At 39.9% G+C, this 14,975-nt stretch carries 12 protein-coding genes and 2 rRNA genes (1 of these 14 cut by a window edge); 13 read left to right on the plus strand and 1 reads right to left on the minus strand.

The window, feature by feature from the left end; genetic code table 11:
- Positions 1 to 1,602, plus strand: a 23S ribosomal RNA gene (locus tag CALHY_RS01410); it begins 1,351 nt to the left of the window's first position.
- Between the two features lie 58 nt (positions 1,603 to 1,660).
- Positions 1,661 to 1,777, plus strand: a 5S ribosomal RNA gene (rrf, locus tag CALHY_RS01415).
- A gap of 75 nt (positions 1,778 to 1,852) precedes the next feature.
- On the opposite strand, the gene CALHY_RS01420 is transcribed toward rrf, so the two are convergent.
- Positions 1,853 to 2,800 carry an AAA family ATPase gene (locus CALHY_RS01420; protein ID WP_013402238.1) on the minus strand — a complete coding sequence of 316 codons (948 nt, stop codon included), beginning with the start codon at positions 2,798 to 2,800 and terminating at the stop codon, positions 1,853 to 1,855.
- 269 nt (positions 2,801 to 3,069) lie between these two features.
- Between CALHY_RS01420 and CALHY_RS01425 the strand changes: the two genes are divergently transcribed.
- The 11 genes from CALHY_RS01425 to CALHY_RS13820 all read left to right on the plus strand — a co-directional run bounded on the left by CALHY_RS01425 (position 3,070) and on the right by CALHY_RS13820 (position 14,908).
- Complete coding sequence (locus tag CALHY_RS01425) at positions 3,070 to 3,525, plus strand: VOC family protein (protein WP_013402239.1); 456 nt, start codon at positions 3,070 to 3,072, stop codon at positions 3,523 to 3,525.
- 30 nt (positions 3,526 to 3,555) lie between these two features.
- Complete coding sequence (locus CALHY_RS01430) at positions 3,556 to 4,200, plus strand: ThuA domain-containing protein (protein WP_013402240.1); 645 nt, start codon at positions 3,556 to 3,558, stop codon at positions 4,198 to 4,200.
- A 169-nt stretch (positions 4,201 to 4,369) separates the two neighbouring features.
- Positions 4,370 to 5,542 (plus strand): AGE family epimerase/isomerase, encoded by a 1,173-nt coding sequence (locus CALHY_RS01435; RefSeq protein ID WP_013402241.1) that lies wholly within the window; start codon positions 4,370 to 4,372, stop codon positions 5,540 to 5,542.
- Between the two features lie 103 nt (positions 5,543 to 5,645).
- Entirely contained in the window at positions 5,646 to 6,653 is a 1,008-nt protein-coding gene (locus CALHY_RS01440) for a substrate-binding domain-containing protein (protein ID WP_013402242.1), read from the plus strand.
- 71 nt (positions 6,654 to 6,724) lie between these two features.
- A complete protein-coding gene (locus CALHY_RS01445; RefSeq protein ID WP_013402243.1) occupies positions 6,725 to 7,711 on the plus strand; it encodes a glycoside hydrolase family 130 protein in 987 nt (328 codons plus the stop codon).
- A 250-nt stretch (positions 7,712 to 7,961) separates the two neighbouring features.
- On the plus strand, positions 7,962 to 9,608 hold the full coding sequence (locus CALHY_RS01450; protein ID WP_013402244.1) for an ABC transporter substrate-binding protein: 1,647 nt from the start codon (positions 7,962 to 7,964) through the stop codon (positions 9,606 to 9,608).
- A 111-nt stretch (positions 9,609 to 9,719) separates the two neighbouring features.
- Complete coding sequence (locus CALHY_RS01455; protein ID WP_013402245.1) at positions 9,720 to 10,646, plus strand: ABC transporter permease; 927 nt, start codon at positions 9,720 to 9,722, stop codon at positions 10,644 to 10,646.
- A gap of 27 nt (positions 10,647 to 10,673) precedes the next feature.
- Positions 10,674 to 11,576 (plus strand): carbohydrate ABC transporter permease, encoded by a 903-nt coding sequence (locus CALHY_RS01460; RefSeq protein ID WP_013402246.1) that lies wholly within the window; start codon positions 10,674 to 10,676, stop codon positions 11,574 to 11,576.
- 60 nt (positions 11,577 to 11,636) lie between these two features.
- Complete coding sequence (locus CALHY_RS01465; protein ID WP_013402247.1) at positions 11,637 to 13,427, plus strand: sensor histidine kinase; 1,791 nt, start codon at positions 11,637 to 11,639, stop codon at positions 13,425 to 13,427.
- Positions 13,402 to 14,439, plus strand: a complete 1,038-nt coding sequence (locus CALHY_RS01470; RefSeq protein ID WP_238524558.1) for a response regulator — start codon at positions 13,402 to 13,404, stop codon at positions 14,437 to 14,439. The genes CALHY_RS01465 and CALHY_RS01470 overlap by 26 nt, the downstream gene beginning before the upstream one ends.
- Before the next feature lie 85 nt (positions 14,440 to 14,524).
- Entirely contained in the window at positions 14,525 to 14,908 is a 384-nt protein-coding gene (locus CALHY_RS13820; RefSeq protein ID WP_238524559.1) for a helix-turn-helix domain-containing protein, read from the plus strand.
- Positions 14,909 to 14,975: the final 67 nt, after the last annotated feature.

Below are 14,975 nucleotides of genomic sequence, written 5' to 3' on the forward strand. Positions count from 1 at the left end.
GCCTGCCCGTCGGAAGCCCAAGGGTTTCTGGGGAAGGCGAATCCGCCCAGAGTTAGCCGGGGCCTAAGGCGAGGCCGAAAGGCGTAGCTGATGGGTATCAGGTTGATAATCCTGAGCCACCTGCCGGAGGATACCCTACGAGGCGGGACGCAGGAGGAGCAGGCAACCGGGGAGTTGGTATACCCCGGCCAAGCGGCGAGTGGGCGTGCGTAGGCAAATCCGCGCGCGCGGTAACCATGAGCCGTGATGGGGAGCCGAAATTAAAGTAGGCGAAGTGCTGAGCTTCACACTGCCAAGAAAAGCGTCGCGTAGGCGAAGGCAGGTGCCCGTACTGGAAACCGACACAGGTGGGCGAGGAGAGTATCCACAGACGGACGGGTGAAGCACCGCTAAGGAACTCGGCAAACTGACCCCGTAACTTCGGGAGAAGGGGTGCCTAAGGTGAAAGCCTTAGGTCGCAGGGAATAGGCCCAAGCGACTGTTTATCAAAAACACAGGTCTCTGCCAAGCCGAAAGGCGAGGTATAGGGGCTGACGCCTGCCCGGTGCTGGAAGGTTAAGGGGAGGGGTTAAAAGCTCCGAACCGAAGCCCCAGTGAACGGCGGCCGTAACTATAACGGTCCTAAGGTAGCGAAATTCCTTGTCGGGTAAGTTCCGACCCGCACGAATGGCGTAACGACTTGGGCGCTGTCTTGGCGGTGTGCCCGGCGAAATTGTGGTACCAGTGAAGACGCTGGTTACCCGCGGTTGGACAGAAAGACCCCGTGGAGCTTTACTGCAGCCTGGCACTGTGTTTTGGTGTGCCTTGTACAGGATAGGTGGGAGGCTGAGAAGTGGGGGCGCCAGCCTCCATGGAGCCGACGGTGGGATACCACTCTGGGTGCACTGGAGCACTAACCAGACACTCTGAACCGAGTGATGGGACACTGTCAGGTGGGCAGTTTGACTGGGGCGGTCGCCTCCTAAAAGGTAACGGAGGCGCCCAAAGGTCACCTCAGCACGGATGGAAATCGTGCGGTAGGAGTGCAAAGGCGGTAAGGTGGCTTGACTGTGAGGCTGACAAGCCGAGCAGGGACGAAAGTCGGGCTTAGTGATCCGGCGGTTTCAAGTGGGAGAGCCGTCGCTCAACGGATAAAAGTTACCCCGGGGATAACAGGCTGATCTCCCCCGAGAGTCCACATCGACGGGGAGGTTTGGCACCTCGATGTCGGCTCATCGCATCCTGGGGCTGAAGTAGGTCCCAAGGGTTGGGCTGTTCGCCCATTAAAGCGGTACGTGAGCTGGGTTCAGAACGTCGTGAGACAGTTCGGTCCTTATCCGCCGCGGGCGCAGGGTATTTGAGGGGAGCTGACCCTAGTACGAGAGGACCGGGTTGGACGGACCGCTGGTTTACCAGTTGTACCGCCAGGTGCACGGCTGGGAAGCCAAGTCCGGATGGGATAAACGCTGAAAGCATCTAAGCGTGAAGCCCACCCCAAGATGAGATACCCCACACCGATGAGGTGGTAAGGGTCCTGGGAGACTACCAGGTAGATAGGCCGCATGTGTAAGCGCTGTGAGGCGTTGAGCAAGGCGGTACTAATGGCCCGAGGAGCTTGACCGAGTGAGCTTTCCACCTATTCACTTGCGAGGCTGCTTAAAAAATGAATATAGGTAACAAATCCGGTGGCGAAAGAGCGAGGGAAACACCCGTTCCCATTCCGAACACGGAAGTTAAGCCTCGCAACGCCGATGATACTGTGCTGGAGACGGCACGGGAAAGTAGGTGGCTGCCGGATTTTTTATTTTTGTGTATATGTGTTAAATGTTTAACAATGTCCATGATAAAAAGAGTTCAGAACTTGTTTTGTATTTCAAAAAGCAAAATTCTCACTTGGTACTGGTACCTTTTCAAGTATCTCGTTTATCACATCTGACGACTTTGCATTTTTGATTATATATTGATTTTTGAGAAGTATCCTGTGGCTGAGGACAAAAGGAGCTAAGTACTTGACAAAATCAGGAAGAACAAAATCGTAGCCTCGGACAGCAGCAAGGCTTTGCGATGCACGCATAAGAGCAATGAAGCTTCTGTTACTTGCAGGAAGCTGAACCATTTCGTGTTCTCTTGTGCTTTGACAAATTTCGTATATATAAGATAGAATATCTTCGTTTACATACACCTCTTTTATCTTTTCCTGAATCTTTATTACCTCATCCTTGGCTACCACAGGTTCAATACTATCGAGAGGATTTTTTTCTCTGAACCTTGTGAGCATCTGGATAGTCTCTTCTTTGTTTGTGTATCCTAAACTGAGCTTTATCAAAAACCTGTCAAGCTGCGCCTCAGGGAGAGGATATGTTCCCTGGATTTCAATGGGGTTTTGAGTAGCAATAACAAAAAATGGGTCTTCTAACTTATGTGTGATACCGTCAATTGTCACCTGTCTTTCTTCCATGCATTCAAGAAGACTTGACTGTGTTCTCGGAGTTGCCCTGTTTATTTCATCAGCCAGCAGTATATTTGTGAAAATTGGACCTGGTCTGAACTCAAACTCTTGCATTTTCATGTTGAAGTAGTATATACCTGTCAGATCTGATGGCAGAAGGTCTGGTGTGAACTGAATTCTTTTGAAACTGCAATCTATAGATTTTGCAAGAGCCTTTGATAGCATTGTTTTTCCTGTGCCCGGGACGTCCTCTAAAAGAACATGCCCACCTGCAAAGAGAGATGTTATTACAAGCTCAATCTGTACATCTTTTCCAACAATTACTTTTGATATATTTTGAATAATTTTTTTTGCTACACTTGCTATCTCCATTTTTCATTCCTACTTTCCTTTTTATATTTTATATTAAAAATTTTGACCTTTCTATGTTTTATTTAAACTTACATAGTCTGCCTACAAGATTATTTTACCTCTTTTAAAAAGCTATTTCAATCAACTGTTAACGTTTTAGATTTACAAAATGTAAAGTGTTGTTTTATCAAAAATGTGCAAAAACAGGTTAAAAATTTGTATACCCATAACTTAACAAACTAAGATACAATATAGTTGTGTAAACAATTTCATAAGGAGGGTATTAGAAAGTGGCAAACGAAAGATTAGGTACAGACGTTATTGTACAAATAGGGATAATTGTGAAGGATATAGAAAAGACAGCAAAAGATTTTGCTGAATTTTTTGGTGTTGACATGCCCCAGATAATTGTAACTGAAGAGTATGACAAAAGTCATACACAGTACAAAGGAAAGCCTACAAATGCCAGAGCAAAGCTCGCATTTTTTAGAAATTTCAAGAACGTAGAGATTGAGTTAATTGAACCAGACGAAAATCCTTCTACATGGAGAGAATTTTTAGAAACTCACGGTGAGGGTATTCACCATATAGGTGTATTTGTAAAGAACATGGATGAGAAGATTGAAAATCTTAAAAAAGAAGGAATTGAGGTTGTTCAAAAAGGGGATTACACAGGTGGAAGATATGCCTACATGGATAGCACAGATAAGCTCAAATTCATCTTAGAGCTTTTAGAGAACTTTTAAAATATTTTTGGGGAAGTGGGGAGTAAGAATATGAAAAGAATCTTAGCTTTGGTTGGAGATTTTTACCACAGTCATGACAACCTGCTCAAAGCCTTAAAGCAAGCCACAAATGCTGCTTTAGATAACTGCGAGATAATAGATGCATCTATTGAAAACTTTGAGGAGTTTCTTTCTCAAAACCCGGATGCAATTGTAATCTCTGCAGAGAACAGGGTAAATCCACAAGACGAAATTGTAAAGTGCTGGATGACAGAGCAGGTGGAAAAGAGAATAAAAGAGTATGTCGAAAGCGGAGGAAGGCTTTTTGTATGGCACTCAGGGCTTGCCTCATACCCTGAAGAAGGAGAGTTTTGCAAACTTGTAAAAGGATATTTTAAGTTTCATCCAGATAAGCACAAGCTTGTGAGATATCATTCTTTACATGAAGCTACTCTTGATGGCAAAAAATTTGATTTTGAAATTATGGATGAACACTATTTTGTTTTTTGCGACAAAGACAATACCAATATCTATCTTTACTCTGAATCAGAGGACGGCAGTTCAATTGCAGGATGGTGGCACAATTTTGGCAAGGGCAAAGTGGTTGCATTAACTCCTGCTCACAGAGAAGATGGGCTTTTAGATAATAACTTCCAGGAACTTCTCAAAGCAGTTTTGACCATTCTTTTCAAGTAGGACTTTCAAAAATATAAATAAGACTTTTTCAAGGGCTTGTCCGGCTACAGCTTAGGATAAGCCCTTTTTAAAAAACAATTGACAGAATATAAAAAAACAATTAATATAGAAATATAAAGTGAACGATTAAGTAACCTATTTACTAAACTTTTAAGTGAGCTGGTGAAAAATGGATATTACAAGGTTTAAGGAAGATTTAAAAGCTCATCTTGAAGAAAAGATAATACCATTTTGGCAAGGTTTAAAAGATAATGAATTTGGCGGCTACTATGGATACATGGACTTTAATCTCAATGTTAACAGGGAAGCTCAAAAAGGTTGCATTTTGAACTCGAGGATATTGTGGTTTTTCTCAGCATGTTACAATGTGCTGAAAAATGAAAAGTGCAAAGAGCTGGCTTTTCATGCGTTTGAATTTTTAAAAAACAAGTTTTGGGACAAAGAGTATGAAGGACTTTTCTGGAATGTATCCCACAAAGGTGTGCCCGTTGATGTGACAAAACATGTTTATGTTCAGGCTTTTGGCATATACGGACTTTCGGAGTACCATGAAGCATCTGGTGACAAAGAAGCTCTTCATTTGGCAAAGAGGCTTTTCGAGATTTTAGAGACAAAATGCAAAAGGGAAAATGGATACACAGAACAGTTTGAGAGAAACTGGCAAGAAAAAGAAAACAGGTTTTTGAGCGAAAATGGAGTAATTGCCTCAAAGACAATGAATACGCATCTTCATGTACTGGAGAGCTACACAAACCTCTACAGGGTTTTGAGAACTGAAGATGTGTATGAGGTTCTTGAATGGATTGTAAGACTCTTTGTTGACAAGATTTACAAAAAAGGAACAGGTCACTTCAAGGTATTCTGCGATGATAACTGGAACGAACTCATAAGAATGGTATCATATGGACATGATATTGAGGCAAGCTGGCTTTTGGACGAAGCTGCCAAGTATCTAAAAGATGAGAAGTTAAAGAAGCAGGTTGAAAAGCTTTCGCTGGAGGTTGCAGAAGTATCTTTACAAGAAGCCTTTGATGGGCAAAGCCTTATAAATGAAAAGGTAGAGGACAGAGTTGACAGAAGCAAAATCTGGTGGGTTGAAGCAGAGACGGTAGTTGGATTTTTCAATGCATATCAAAAGACAAAAGAGGAAAAATATTTAGATGCAGCCATCAAGACATGGGAGTTCATAAAAGAGTATCTTGTTGACAAAAGAAAAAACTCTGAGTGGCTGTGGAAGGTAGATGAGAATTTAGAAGCTTTGGATATGCCAATTGTTGAGCAATGGAAGTGTCCATATCACAATGGCAGAATGTGTTTGGAGATAATAAAAAGGGTTGACTAAAAGTTGCGAGCTTGACCCTGTAAAGTTACAAAGAAATAAAGTATAATAGAAAGTAAAAAAGAAAAGGCTTGTAAAGCCTTATTTGAAGGGGAAAAAAGGTACAATGGGCAAGAGAGTTACCATGAAAGATATTGCCGAAAAGCTTGGTGTTTCAAAGGTAACAGTGTCAAAGGCGCTCAAAGACAGCCCCGATATTAGTTCATCCCTGAAAGAAAAAATCATTAAGACTGCCCAGGAGATGGGTTACATCTACAACGCAAAGGGAAGGATGCTAAGAGAGAACTTGACATATTCCATCGGTGTGATATCTTCAGAAAAGTATTATGGCAAAGACGACTATTTCTATATAGACCTTTACAAGCATCTTTCAAACAGTTTAGAGAAGCTTGGCTTTACAACAACCTTTAACATTATAAGCCAGTCAGATGAAAATGAACTATCTGTCCCCAACGCGCTTTTGGAACAGAAGGTAGACGGTGTTGTTATTTTGGGTCAGATGAGTCTTGACTATATTCAAAAGATTTTAAGTTACAATTACCCGACAGTGTTTTTAGACTTTTACTGTGACAAGTTTAACGTTGACTGTGTCATCACAGACAACTTTTACGCAACATACGAGATAACCAACATGCTAATAGAGCAGGGTCACACCAAAATTGGGTTTGTAGGGAACATCTACGCAACAAGCAGTATCCAGGACAGGTTCCTGGGCTTTTACAAGGCGCTTTTGGAGAACAAGATAGATCTCAACAAGGACTGGATAATAAAAGACAGGGATGACAACAACAATTTCATAGATATTGTATTGCCCAAAAACCTTCCAACGGCATTTGTTTGCAACTGTGACAAGACTGCCTATCTTACAATAGAAAAGCTCAAATCAAGTGGGTACAAGGTGCCAGATGATGTATCAGTTGTTGGGTTTGATGATAGTCTCCATGCAGTGCTCTCACAGCCCAAAATTACTACAGTCCGTGTGAATTTGGAAGAGATGGGCAGAAGAACAGCCAAGATGATGGTTGAAAAGATAAAGCAGGGTGAGAAGCATTATGGCAAAATGCTCATAAAAGGCAGGATTATCATAAGAGAGTCGGTCAAGGCTTTAAAATAACACTTGGTTAACATGGTCGGGTAAAATTTTAAGTTCACATAAATCAAAAAATATGGAGGAGGAAAGAACTAATGGATGTTAAAATTATAGGGCAATCACTTCCAAACATGCCTTGGGAAGAAAGACCAAAAGACTGCAAGGACATTGTATGGAGGTCTAAACACAACCCAATTATCAAGAGAAACCAGGCAAAAGATGCAAACAGCATCTTCAACAGCGCAGTGGTTCCGTTCAAAGATGGGTTTGCAGGTGTTTTCAGGGTAGATGACAGGGCAAGAAGAATGAACATCAGACGTGGTTTTAGCAAGGATGGTTATAACTGGGAAATTGATGATGAGCCAATAGATTTCATCCAGCAAACAAGAGACCCGCTTGTAAGTGAGTACAAGTACGACCCACGAGTAACTTTCATAGAGGATAGATACTATATCACATGGTGTAATGGCTATCACGGACCGACAATTGGTGTGGGCTATACATTCGACTTTGAAAAATTCTATCAGATTGAAAATGCATTTTTGCCATACAACAGAAACGGTGTACTTTTCCCAAGAAAGATAAACGGCAAATACGCTATGCTTTCCCGCCCATCAGATACGGGGCACACAGCTTTTGGTGACATATTCTACAGCGAAAGCCCTGATATGATTCACTGGGGCTGCCACAGACATGTAATGTCAGCAGGCTACACACCTTGGCAGTCGCTCAAGATTGGTGCAGGGCCAACACCAATTGAAACAAGCGAAGGGTGGCTTTTGATTTATCACGGAGTGCTACTTTCTTGCAACGGGTATGTGTACAGCTTTGGTGCAGCACTTTTGGACTTAGAAAAACCATGGATTGTAAAGGCAAGGTCAAAATCTTATCTTCTTTCACCACAAGAGTATTATGAATGTGTTGGCGATGTTCCAAATGTAGCATTTCCATGCGCAACACTTTGCGACGCTAGCACAGGAAGGCTTGCAATATACTATGGCGGTGCTGACACTGTTGTAAACCTTGCTTTTGCTTATGTTCAGGATATAATTGACCTTCTCAAAAGAGAGAGCCAGGAATAACAAAAATATTGATGATAAAAACATACAAAAAAAGGCCGGCAGCAGAACAAGGCTGCTGGCCTTTTTGATTTTGTGATGTTTTCCAAACTTGAAATTGGTTTATTTACTGGTAAAGTAAAATCTAAAATCTGCGGTATAAAATATTAAGTTTCTCGGGTTGTTAAATATGCACCACAAATTTTATAATGAACATGTAGTTGTTTTGCAGTTTTTCTATACAAAAATTACATTCTAAAAAGGAGGATTGATTATGTTTAAAAGAAGAGTTGCTTTATTGGTTGCTATTGCCTTTTTGATGACCATCATTGTTCCGGGGTTTTTCAGTGCTCCAACAAAGGCAGTAGCAGCGTCCAAAAACCCAATAGTTTTTAAGATTTATTGGGGTGATTCTAACGCAGAGCCGGTTGATGTGTGGAAGACACCAATTGGTAAAAAGGTTGAACAGATCACAAGTGTACGGCTCCAGTTTGAGTTTATTGTCGGCAGTGACGAGGAAACAAAGGCAGGTATCATGCTTGCAAGTGGCGACTTGCCGGACTTAATCAATGCGCACAATGTTGTAAACAAGTTTATTGAAGCAGGAGCTTTAGTTCCGCTGGATAATTACATTGCTAAGTACGGCAAGAACATCAAAAAGTGGTATGATGCAAAAGCGCTTAAAAAACTCAAATATCCAAAGGATGGGCACATTTACTATCTCACACCTTTCAGAGAAGAATCTGACCCGCTGTATTCATTTGCTGGTTTTTGGTTGCCTATATACGTTCTGAAAGAGATCAAATGGCCAGTTGTAAGAGATATTGACACATATTTCAAGATCGTAAAAGACGCTGTCAAGAAACATCCAACATACAATGGAAAGCCAACAATAGGTTTTACAGCGCTGACTGACAGCTGGAGAATTTATGTACTGATGCAACAGCCGCTAAGGCTTGAAGGCTATCCAAATGATGGTGGCTGGCTTATTGACGAAAAGACAGGTGTTGTAAAAGACAGCTATACAATGCCATATGCAAAGACATATTACAAGATACTCAACCAGATGTGGAACGAAGGTCTTCTTGACAAAGAGATGTTCTCACAAAACTATGACCAGTACTTAGCAAAGATTTCGTCAGGTAGGGTTGTTGGTTTTTATGATGAAAGATGGCAGATACAATCTGCAATAGATTCTCTTGAAAAACAAGGATTATATGACAGAATTCCGATTGCAATGCCAGTGCTCAAAAAAGGTGTAAAGAGAGATAGATACAACGTAGTTACAATGGGAACAGGTGCCGGAATATCAATTACAAAGAAGTGCAAAGACCCGGTTGCAGCGTTCAAGTTCTTGGACAGAATGGCTGGCGAGGATATCTTGAAACTCATCAACTGGGGTATTCAGGGCCAGGACTACTATGTAAAGAATGGTAAGATGTACAAGAATGCAAAACAGATTCAAAACTACATGAGTCCAGATTACAGAAAGAAACAGGGTATTGGCGGAAATATCTGGTTTGCATTCCCAAGACCACCGTTTGACTGGACATATTCAGACAAGAGCGGAAAGATTTCTTGGGACTACTCAGACCAGGCATTAGAGCAGAGGTACAAACCATATGAAAAGGAAGTTTTGAAAGCTTATAAGATTAAGTCGTTCAAAGACTTGTTCTCACCAACATGGAACTCACCGTACGGATATGGCTGGGATATCAAGCTTCCAGATGACCTGCAGGCAATCCAGAACCAGGCTGATGACTTGCAAAGAAGGTACATCACAAAAGCTATAATGGCAAAACCAGGTGAGTACGATAAGATCTGGAATGAATACCTCAACAAGATGAAGAAGATTCCTATCAAGAAGGTAATCGACTTTAGACAAAAAGAGATCCAGAGAAGACTCAAAGAGTGGAACTAATTGGTATTTTAGAGTTTAGCATTTTAAAGCTCACGGAACACCTAATTCTACAGGTGTTCCGTGAGTATTTAGTTTAATTGACCCTACAAGCTTTTAAGGAGGAAAAGGAAGATGCAGTCATCTAAGAAAGGAATCTGGGCAACAATCTACAACCAGCGCCAGCTAATTGTTCTTACATTTCCTTTTTTGATTATGGTGCTGATTTTTAACTACTTTCCACTGTGGGGCTGGCTACTAGCTTTCAAAGACTACAAACCTTATCTTGGTTTTCAAAATTCAGAGTGGGTTGGATTCAAAAACTTTGCAGACCTATTTTCAGACGTTTATTTTTTCCAGGCGCTTAGAAATACCTTGGTCATAAGCTGTTTGAAGCTCATTTTTAACTTTTTGTCATCCATTACGTTTGCAATACTTTTGAATGAGATTAAAAACATGCTGTTTAAAAGGACAGTGCAGACAATTTCGTACCTTCCACACTTTGTTTCATGGGTTGTTGCGGCAAATATTGTATACACAGTGCTTTCACCTGACTATGGGATAATAAACGAACTTCTTGTCAAATTCCATATTCTAAAAGAACCAATTAACTTTTTGGGCGAACCTCAATATTTCTGGTTCATTGCACCAATTACTGAGGTTTGGAAAGAGATGGGCTGGAACGCAATTATATACTTGGCTGCAATGACAAACATCGACCCCCAGCTTTATGAGGCTGCAAGCATAGACGGTGCAGGCAGGCTAAAGAGAATATGGTATATAACCTTGCCAGGTATTCTACCAACTGTCAAGATTCTTCTTATCATGAACGTTGGATGGATTTTGAACGCTGGGTTTGAACAGATGTACCTTTTGCAAAGGCCATCAACTTTAGACTATTCAGATATCCTTGAGACGTACATCTTAAGATATGGTATTGGCAGTGGAAGATGGTCATATGCAACAGCAGCTGGTATTTTCAACTCAGTTGTGAGCTTGATTCTGGTTACAACTGCAAACAGAATAGCATCTAAAATTGGCGAAGGCGAAAGGGTATTTTAAAAAACTTTACTGAGAGGTGTTCTTGAAGTGCAGACATCAGCAAAGTACAGGACAACAGAGGATTTAGTCATTGACATTGTGGTATACACAGTCATGATAATCGTGATGATTGCAACACTCTATCCTTTTTGGAATATACTTGCTATTTCTCTTAACGATGCGCTTGATTCCATAAGAGGTGGAATATATCTGTGGCCAAGAAAATTTACACTTAACAACTATAGAGTCATCCTCAGCAATCCTGACATATACCATGCAACCCTCATATCAGTTTTGAGAGCTGTTATAGGAAGCCTCACAAATGTTCTTTCATGTTTGATGGTTGCATACGCAATTAGCCGAAAGGACTACATATTCAGAAGGTTTATCTCCAAAGTTATAGTGTTTACAATGTATTTTAGCGGTGGTCTTATTCCCACCTACCTTCTTATGAAAAACCTCCACCTTGTTGGAACGTTCTGGGTATACATTTTGCCTGGTATGGTAAGTGCGTTCAATATAATTGTGATAAGAAGCTATATAGACGGACTTCCTCAAAGTCTTATTGAATCAGCCAAGATTGACGGTGCAAGCGAATACAGGATACTTTTTCAAATTATTATGCCGCTTTGTCTTCCGGTTTTAGCAACTGTAACGCTTTGGGTTGCGGTTGGTCAGTGGAATGCATGGTTTGATACATTCCTGTATAACTCCGGCAAGCCAGAGCTTTCTACTTTGCAATTTGAGCTTCAAAAGATATTACAGTCTGTTCAGTCTGCATCAACCAACCCTGACTTCTCAGCATCACTTACATCATCAGGTAGAACTGTAACACCAACTGCTATTCGTGCAACCATGACAGTTGTTGCAACACTGCCCATACTTTTTGTATATCCGTTCCTGCAAAGATATTTCATACACGGTCTTACAATTGGTAGTATAAAAGAGTGAAGAAGAGTGTGTTATAATTAAATCAATATTCTCTTAGCTTAAAAGAAGATGGAAAGATTCATGCGCAAAGTAATTAAGATTATAAACGATATTCCTCTGTTTAAGAAGATATTTTCCATATTTTTTATATTTGTTTTTATTCCACTTTTGATTTTGAGTAGCCAATTTATCTCGCAGATTTATTTTTATATAAACGATAAGCTCCGCAGCCAGCTTGAAAATGCGTCAAATATGACAATTTCGAATTTCAAGAAAGCCATTGAGCTTGCAATCAATCTTGCGTATACTATATATTCGGACCCAAGGGTAATTGAGACTGTGAACAACCGTTACTCATCTGTTGAGGAATTTTATGATGCGTACGAGAAGAACATAAAACCCATACTTCAAAACGCAAGAATACTCTATCCGCAGATTTCGCAAATAACCATATACTGTGACAATCCTACCATACTGAATGCAGATGGGCTTGCATTTTTGACAGAGGAATATAAGAAGTTTTTTCAAAAAGGAGAAAAAGAGGGTAAAAATCTCTATGTGCTAAGTGGTCTTGAGAATGAAAAGCCGTATGTTTCTATTGTGCTAAATCTCAACTTTTATGAGCAATATGTACCCAAATACCAGCACAGCACAATTAAAAAGTTTTTAAGAATTGACCTGAACAGAGTTTATCTTAACAGTATTTTGAGCACGTTTAAAGATGGTCATATATTTATAGCAGATGAAAAAGACACAGTATATTTTAGTGACCTTTTGTATTACAATCAGGTTGGAAGACTCAGCGACATTTTGAAGGAAGAGAAAAATCAAACAATTGTGTCTGAAAAGCTTCTATCAACAGAGCTTCCTTACTTTGAAAACTGGAGATATATTGTGACAACAAACAATAGTGGAATATCAAAAAGGCTGCTTGAACATCAGAGAAATTATCTTGCAATTGTGGTTTTATGTTTTACACTTGCGTTTTTTGCACTCTTTTTAATAGTAAATTCGGTGGTAAATAGACTCTCGATTTTAGCAAGACACATAAAAAAAGCAAGAAAACAGCAGTTTGAAAGCATCAATATTGAGGCCGGCAAAGATGAGATAGGCCAGGTTATTGAAGAGTTCAATATCATGGCACAAAAGATAAAAGAGCTTCTTGAAAAGGAAATAAAATATGAGCTAAGACAAAAAGAACTGGCGCTGGAGAAGAAACAAGCAGAGATAAATGCGCTACAAAGCCAGATAAATCCTCATTTTCTTTTTAACACCTTAGAGACAATCCGCATGAGAAGTATGCTCAAAAAAGAGTTTGAAACAGCCAATACCATAAAACTTCTTGCAAAGCTTTTAAAACGAAGCATAAGATGGGAAAACGACCTTATAACAATTGAAGAAGAAATTTCGTCTATTTATGATTACCTTGAGATACAAAAGTACAGGTTTGGGGAAAAGCTAAAATTCGAGATTGATGTAGAGGAGGATGTAAAATCAATAAAGATACCCAAGATGACAATACAACCTCTTGTTGAGAATGCATGTGTTCATGGGATAGAAAATAGCAAGGGTGAAGGAAGGATTGTGGTCAAGGTTTTCAAAGAATGTGATGTGATAGCAATAACCATTGAGGACAATGGCAAAGGCTTAGAGGATAATAAGATAACAGAACTCTTGCGTTCTGTAAAAGGACTTTCATCTGACAAGGCAAGTAGTGTGGGGCTTAAAAATGTTTTTAGAAGACTTGAGCTGTTTTATGACAAAGATTTTAGCTTTGACATATTAAGAGGCCAGCTTGGGGGATTAAAAGTTGTGATAAAAATTCCTAACAAGAGGGACTTTGAAGATGCTGTACAAAGTGTTGATAGTTGAAGATGAGGTATTTATGAGAGAAGGACTAAAAAACTTGATTGACTGGAAAGAACTTGGGTTTGAGATAGTCGGAGAGGCAGAAGATGGAATTTCAGCATTTGAGTTTATGAAAAAGATGCAGGTTGACGTGCTCATCAGCGATATCAAGGTTCCGCTTTTAAGTGGCCTTGACCTTATCGAGAAGGTTAAAAGGGAGATAAAAAACCCGCCTGAAGTGATAATTATCAGCGGGTATGCAGATTTTGAGTATGCAAAAAAAGCTATCCAGCATGGTGTTGTAAATTACATATTAAAGCCCATTGAAGAAGAAGAGCTTGTAAACACGCTCCTTAAAGTGAAATCAAATCTCAAAAAAAAGGAGCTAATTAAAGAAGACAGAAGCCTGCTTGCACTTGAGAGAAGCTTTAAAGAAACGATAGAAAGTAGTAACATCAAAATAGAAAATGGAGTTTATGTTGGAATGGTCTATTTTAAAGAAATGTCGAGCTGGCTTAGTCTCTATCTTGATGAGAGAATAGAAAATATATTGTCAAGGATAAAAGAGTGTTTTGATCAGCTAAAAAAAGAAGGACTCATGTATGAATTTTCAGAGGTTGAAGGCAAGTACTACGTAGTTGCAACCTCTGAAGAAGATATAAAAAAGGCATATCAGAGCATAAAAAAGATGGTGGACTTTGCAACAGAGATTGTGTTTGCTTTTTCAAGAAAGATTTCAAAATGGACTCAATTTTTTGATGCCATTTACGAGGCAGCATACTCTCTAAACTTTGTACTTTTTTACAATCAGACAGGAATTACATTTTATAGTAGCAGCCTGCCCAATTCAAAAGAGCTTTTGTATTCAAAGGAATATGACAAAAAACTCATTTTGGCTATCGAAGAAGATAGTCAGAACCTACAAAAGATAATTAAAGAAATGATGGAGGATATTAAAGAAGGAAGGTATCAGCTTGACTTTTTGAGGACATATTTGAGCTTTGTAGTGGTATCTATAAGCTCTTATTTTAAGTAGGATAGGACTCAATTTAGAAGATGAGATAGAGTACTTTTCAGGCTTGAGGCTGGGATTTTCAAACGTTGAGGAAATAGAAAAAAGTATGCTAAAGTTTTGTGAAGGGATACTAAACAAGTTTAGGCATTGGAAAACTAGCCTATCTAACGGTATCATGAGTGAGCTTGAAAAGTATATAAAGGAAAACTATAACAAGAACCTGACATTGAAATCTGTTGCGCAAAAGTTTTATCTAAATCCTGTGTACTTGGGTCAGCTTTTCAAAAAGCATTATGGGATGTATTTCAACTCTTATTTGCAAAAAATTCGTGTTGAAGAGGCAAAAAGGCTTTTGATGTCCACAAACATGAAAATATACGAAATCTCGCAGGCAGTTGGGTACAACGACGCAGACTATTTCATCAAGTGCTTCACAAAACTTTGCAATATGACGCCTAATCAGTTTAGGAAAAAGTACAGAAAAGTATAAAAAGAAGGCTGGGACTTTTGCAAAAAGCACATTCCCAGCCTTCTTTTGTTTTTATGTGAGAAAGAAG

The sequence above is a fragment of the Caldicellulosiruptor hydrothermalis 108 genome, from assembly GCF_000166355.1.
Lineage (GTDB): Bacteria > Bacillota > Thermoanaerobacteria > Caldicellulosiruptorales > Caldicellulosiruptoraceae > Caldicellulosiruptor > Caldicellulosiruptor hydrothermalis.